The organism is Bacillus cereus group sp. BfR-BA-01382 (assembly GCF_022663475.1).
Lineage (GTDB): Bacteria > Bacillota > Bacilli > Bacillales > Bacillaceae_G > Bacillus_A > Bacillus_A thuringiensis_S.
The window spans coordinates 1-6,201 of the sequence record NZ_JAKUFQ010000171.1; the positions used below are offsets into that span (position 1 = coordinate 1).

Consider the following 6,201-nt stretch of genomic DNA (forward strand, 5'->3'; position numbering starts at 1 on the left):
ACGTTTCACGTTGTTTGTTTCGTTCAGTTTTCAAAGAACTACTTAGTCGCTCATTTGCGACTTCCTTATGTTAACATCTTCATCTTTCAATGTCAACTAAGTTTTTCATTTCATTTGTCGCTTGCGACGTTATTGTCATCGGCGACTTGTTCTATATTACACCTCTAATCTCTAATCGTCAATATGTTTTTATAAAAAATATAAAAAGGCTTATTTCTTTTAAAATAAGCCTTTTTATCACATATCATTCTATTCATTTATTATTTTTCTATAATTGGTAAAGAGACGATAAATTGAATAATACCATCCCTATATTCCGCTCGAATACTACCACCTTGCAACTCAACAATACTTTTCGCAATCGCTAAGCCAAGTCCCGATCCTTCCGTTACTCTACTTCGAGATTGATCCTTCTTATAGAAACGTTCAAACAAATTCACTAACTCTTCTCTCGTAAACTCTTCACTATGATTCGCAATTACAATTTGTATATCCCTACGCTGCCTTTGAAGAGAAACTTTTATCTCTCCATCATCTTTACTGTACTTAATCGCATTCATTAGTAAATTATCAAATACACGAACCATCTTTTCCGAATCAATCGATGCATAAGTACGTTCCTCAGGAAACTTCTTAACAAACGTAAGTCCATGTTCTTCCGCCTGCGGTACTAACTCTTCTATTAATTGCTCAAGCAACTCATTTACACATACTTCTTGTTTTTCTAATACAACTTGTTCATTTGTTAACTTCGTATACTCAAATAAATCTTCTATTAAATTCTTTAACTGCTCCGACTTTACAAAAGCAATTCTTGTATACTCATCATGTTGTTCTTTATTTTCATATTTAGAATCTCGAAGTAATCGTAAGTAACCCATAATAGAAGTAAGTGGTGTACGCAAATCATGAGATACATTTGTGATAAGCTCATTTTTCTGCTTTTCTAATTTACGTTCCTTTTCTATATTATTCATAAGCTCTTCCGCCATATTATTAATATTCTCAGTTAAAGACGCAATCTCATCTTCACCTTTTTTCTCAATGCGGTACGCTAAGTTACCTCTTTCTATTTCCTTTACACCTTGTGCCATTGCTTCAATCTGCTTCATCTTTCTCTTTGTTATATAGAAGAAAGAGAAAATGAATACAAGAACACCCATTAAAAACGGGAATGGTCCTTCTACTTTATAGTACACTACCTCCCCTTGAGGAATCCCACTTACAAACATATATAAGTTCTTACCTTCAATTGTAATAGGCGAGAATGTAATAAACTCTTTTCTTGATCTTTCAATATCATTATTATTTGAATAATTGATAGCAAATGAAGTCGCATTACGAATTGTATTATGCAAATTAATTTGTTCTTCTTGCGCTTGCTTCGTTTTATACAAAACTTTACCATTTTCGTCAGTAACTAATATTTTAAAGGCATCATGCCCTTGCTCTAAATTCTCATTTTCTAGCTCTATCATGTTTTGTACAGCATCTAATTTATTTTCAACAACCATCATTTCCGCTGTACTTTGAGCTTTACGATTAATTTGCTCCATACCATCTCTGTAATTAATCTCGGCATGTTGGCTAGCATCTTCAAAAATAGGTGCTACTATCTTCGTTGATACAAAGAGACCTAATAACGCACAAGCAGTAAACGCCGTAATAAGTTGAATCCTTATACTCCGTTTCACGCTCTTTATTATCTTTTCAATTAATTCTCGAATTTTCCGAACGTAAGTAAACGGATTAAATATCTTTTTCAATCTTATATCCCACTCCCCATACCGTTTTTATATATCTAGGTTTCCTTGGATTCTCCTCAATCTTTTCACGCACTTTTCGAATATGCACCATTACAGTATTATCAGACTGGAAAGATCGTTCGTTCCACACCTTTTCATAAATTTGCTCCGCACTAAACACCATACCTGGATTTCTAGTTAGCAATTCTAAAATTGAAAATTCCCTCGGAGTTAGCTTCACTTCTTCTCCCTCTACAATAACTTTATGGGTCGAGATGTTGATTTTCATCTCTCCAATTTCTAACTCGTCCTCATTTTGGACAGCGAAACCATTCATTTTCATATAACGGCGTAACTGAGATTTAATTCGTGCAATTAACTCTAATGGATTAAAGGGCTTCGTTACGTAATCATCTGCTCCTGTTGTTAATCCTAAAATCTTATCCATATCTTGCGTTTTGGCAGAAAGCATAATAATAGGCATCTCTTTCGCTTCCCTTACTTTCATACACATATGAATACCATCCACTTTCGGCATCATAATATCTAATACGACTAGATGTACTTCATTTTCTTCTAGTAAACGTAATCCTTCTTCCCCGTCTCCTGCTTGCAATACTTTATATCCTTCATTCTTTAAATAGATTGTAATTAAATTTCGAATTTCTTTTTCATCATCTACGACAAGTATTGTTTCGTGTGCCACAATATCTCCCCCATCACTTTTTTAATCCCTAACTTTTATTATAGGAAAACTTCTGAAGAAAAACGCTCGGAAATCCTTAAGATTTTCTGAAGACGCAAAAAAGGTCTAGACTCCCCTTAAGTCTAGACCTTTTAAAAAACCCCTTTTATCCCGCATTAACGGGCAGTAAGACTCCCACTTCAAAAACTGCCCAAATCAACGATGTTACGCGGCAGATCAACTGCCCGTAAAAGCCCGATTGGTTCAACTAATAATCAGGGTGGGGTTTCCCCCACTCTGATTAAAGTTTCACTTTATTTACGAACGTAGATGAAATATAGTACAAATAAAACTCCCATAACATACATAATCTGATGAACCTCTTTACGACGACCACTCACAACCATTGTAATTGGATAGAAGATAAATCCAATCGCAATCCCAGTTGCGATACTATACGTAAGTGGCATAGAGATAATTGTAAAGAATGCTGGCACTGCAATCTCGAATTTCTTCCAATCAATTTCCCCTAAGGAAGAAACCATCAAGATTCCTACAATAATTAAAGCTGGTGCCGTTACAGCTGGCGTTACAACACTTAGTAATGGCGAGAAGAATAATGCCAGTAAGAAGAATCCTGCTGTTACAACTGCTGTAAATCCAGAACGTCCTCCCGCTGCTACCCCTGCAGACGATTCAATGTAAGACGTTGTTGTTGATGTACCCAAGATCGCACCAATTACAGTCGCAATCGCATCTGCAAATAATGCTTTTCCTGCACGTGGTAATTTATTGTTCTTCATTAATCCAGCTTGATTCGCAACCGCTACAAGCGTACCTGCTGTATCAAAGAAATCGATAAAGAAGAACGTTATAATAACAATCCCCATTTGAACAGTGAAAATATCTCCAAAGTGCGTTAACGCCACACCGAACGTTGGTTCTAGACTCGGTATTGCTCCCACTACAGCTTTTGGAGTATCAATTAATCCTGTCGCTACTCCTAAGATTGCCGTAAGAATCATACCGTAAAACACTGCACCATTAACTTTCTTAATCATGAAGATGATTGTAGTAACAACCCCGAAGATTGCTAGTAACGTTGTGCCCTTTGTTAAATCCCCCAATCCAACAAGAACAGCATCATTTTTCACGATAATTCCGGCATTTTGGAATCCAAGGAAGGCAATGAACAATCCGATACCTGCCGCTACTGCAAACTTTAACTCCGATGGAATTGCATTAATGATTTTTTCACGAATACCTGAAGCAGTAAGAATAATAAAGATAATACCTGACATTAATGTTCCGGCAATGGCCGTTTGCCACGGAATACCCATCGTTAACACTGCTGTATAAGCAAAGAACGCGTTAATTCCCATACCTGGCGCTAAAGCAATTGGATACTTCGCGAAAATACCCATAATTAACGAACCGATTGCTGCCGCTAATGCCGTAGCAACGAATACTGCACCTGGATCCATCCCTGTACCTGCTGGTAACCCTTTAACATTTCCAAGCGACAGCGTAGCAGGATTGACAAATAGTACGTAAGCCATAGATAGAAATGTCGTTAACCCTGCTATGAACTCTGTTTTATAATTTGTACCGAGTTCATCAAACTGAAAATAGCGTTTCATCTTACGTTTCCCCCGTTATATGATTACTCGCCGTATTTCTCCTAGCCCTCTTTTATCCCGAGAAATAAAAAAGGCTTCCATTGCATATATACATGGAAGCGTTCTATAAACAAAGACAAGTTTCCCCTCATCTTTATACAAACGCCTCGTAGTCAAGCCATTTACGGTAGCTAGGTAGAAACTTTCGGGCCATATCCCCGATATTATACGACGGCATAATATTCACTTTTCGTTTGAATTACATACTCATATTAACTCGAGGTAGTGTTTTTGTCAATTTAAAAGCGAACATTTTTATTGAATATATATATATCGTTCGTTATAAAAACTAAATGTATACACTATACTCTTCTTATTACCAATACTTTAGGTTTTACAAAAGTATTGGTAATAAGAAGAAACGTTCCAATTCACCCACCGTAAGTTGGGCTGCATTTGTTTTTTCGTATTCTACATCATCTAATTCATACGCATCTGCCATAATTCAATGCCCCTATAAGGGATAGTAATGTTATTTACATACTCTTTTACATACTGCGCTAATAACTTACTATTATTATTTTCTATCATGTAGATGTTTTTCTTCTTTTTAACATCCCTCCAAAGAGGCGATATAACTCCTTCTCTTTATAGCCTAATCCTAGCAAATCATTAAATGATTTAATTTTATTATTATTGCTTTTTAAAATAGGTAGTTCAATATCTGTAACTAAGAAATTATATATGCTCATCATCCCTCTCCCCTCTAATTTATTGTCTTCAACATGCTGTACTTAAACTTAATAGTAACGATTTTATTTGAAGGGTTTAAATAACATGTATAAGAATATATAGAGATGTAAGTTTGCTAATAAAATCTGATTAGGATGTGTCGATATGGATAATGCAATTATATCTAAAAGTTGGAATGATAAGGGCTATTCATTACCTAATATTCCTAAAGAAAACAGTTATTTTGATAGCCTTCTGAAAATACTTAAATGTATTCATGAATGTGATGTGAATATCCAAAAGGTTAGTAGCAATAACAAGGAATATGATATTAGTTATTTATGTGAACGGCTACAAGCTACTGATTTCGTAGAAAGACGTGCAAATAAATGGATATTAAATGCCTTCTCTTTAAATTTTATTAAAAAACAAGATAAAAGCGAACTTTTTCGTTACTTACATTCGAAGATAAAATTTTTTGGAGAAATACTTTTTTATTTAAAAGAAAAAGATATGACTATTGGAGAAATATTAAATGTAGCAAAAACAAAATATTCATTCGGTTGGAAAACAAAAGCACCTGTATCTGACCGATTACGTTGGCTGACTGATTTAGGATGCTTAGAGTTCTCAGAGTTCAAGTATTTATATTCTATTACCAACATAGGTGAAAATTTCCTGAATAATCTTATGGTAAATGACTTGGACTTTAAAACTCTTCATAACTCTGACCATTCTACTAGACAACCATTTAAAATAGAGGATATTCCCGAATGGATAAGAGGTATTAATGATTTAGATAAAAAAATAGAAGGGTTAGGTTATCTTGCTGGTGGTCAACATAATACCCTCACCACTACAAAAAACTTTATCAAATTCATCGGAGAAAAAAAAGATATAAACGATATATTAGACTTCGCTTTTACGAACTATAACATAAGCAATTCTTCAGTTAAGCATTATCTTCATACTCTTGAAAAACTTAATTTAGTTTTTCGAATAAATTTTTCCGAGTATTCAACCACAGAATACGGGAAGAAAACATTAGAAATAGAGGAATTCGATTTTGTATTCTATCTTGATAAGATTTTACTGTTTTTACTAGATATATTGCCATATATGTACAAATCCAGGAAAAGCATAAATGAGTTAGTGGCCATATCTAGATCCAAGTATAACTTTGAAAAAGATAGTAAAGATGCTATTAGAAAAAGGATTAATTTACTCCTTAGTGCAAATTTAGTTACAAAGTTAGATCATTTTCACTACGAGACTTCTGAATTAGGAGCACAGATTGTTGATTAAACCCAAAAAGAAATTGAAGATGTTTTAGTAGAATTGAGAATTGCATCTGGAGATTCCACCAACCCTGAGAGATTTGAAAAAATTTGCGCTATTTGTTTCGAAATGTTGGGATACG

General features: G+C 34.5%; 5 protein-coding genes and 1 riboswitch. Of the genes, 1 reads left to right on the forward strand and 4 read right to left on the reverse strand.

What is annotated here, in order from left to right; all coding sequences use genetic code 11:
- Positions 1 to 260: 260 nt before the first annotated feature.
- The 4 genes from MR160_RS32350 to MR160_RS32365 all read right to left on the reverse strand — a co-directional run bounded on the left by MR160_RS32350 (position 261) and on the right by MR160_RS32365 (position 4,801).
- Positions 261 to 1,766, reverse strand: a complete 1,506-nt coding sequence (locus tag MR160_RS32350; RefSeq protein ID WP_000719237.1) for a sensor histidine kinase — start codon at positions 1,764 to 1,766, stop codon at positions 261 to 263.
- Positions 1,750 to 2,451, reverse strand: a complete 702-nt coding sequence (locus tag MR160_RS32355) for a response regulator transcription factor (protein WP_000929886.1) — start codon at positions 2,449 to 2,451, stop codon at positions 1,750 to 1,752. Before MR160_RS32355 ends, MR160_RS32350 begins: the two co-directional genes overlap by 17 nt.
- Positions 2,452 to 2,744: 293 nt before the next feature.
- Entirely contained in the window at positions 2,745 to 4,070 is a 1,326-nt protein-coding gene (locus MR160_RS32360; RefSeq protein WP_242299091.1) for an NCS2 family permease, read from the reverse strand.
- 129 nt (positions 4,071 to 4,199) lie between these two features.
- Positions 4,200 to 4,301: riboswitch (purine riboswitch) on the reverse strand.
- A gap of 335 nt (positions 4,302 to 4,636) precedes the next feature.
- Entirely contained in the window at positions 4,637 to 4,801 is a 165-nt protein-coding gene (locus MR160_RS32365) for a hypothetical protein (RefSeq protein WP_242299092.1), read from the reverse strand.
- A gap of 145 nt (positions 4,802 to 4,946) precedes the next feature.
- Between MR160_RS32365 and MR160_RS32370 the strand changes: the two genes are divergently transcribed.
- Positions 4,947 to 6,086 carry a hypothetical protein gene (locus MR160_RS32370; RefSeq protein ID WP_242299093.1) on the forward strand — a complete coding sequence of 380 codons (1,140 nt, stop codon included), beginning with the start codon at positions 4,947 to 4,949 and terminating at the stop codon, positions 6,084 to 6,086.
- Positions 6,087 to 6,201: the final 115 nt, after the last annotated feature.

Coding starts and splice junctions, on each gene's coding strand:
- MR160_RS32360 (WP_242299091.1), bottom strand. CDS start 4,070: ATGAAACGCTATTTTCAGTTTGATGAACTCGGTACAAATTATAAAACA.
- MR160_RS32365 (WP_242299092.1), bottom strand. CDS start 4,801: ATGAGCATATATAATTTCTTAGTTACAGATATTGAACTACCTATTTTA.
- MR160_RS32370 (WP_242299093.1), top strand. CDS start 4,947: ATGGATAATGCAATTATATCTAAAAGTTGGAATGATAAGGGCTATTCA.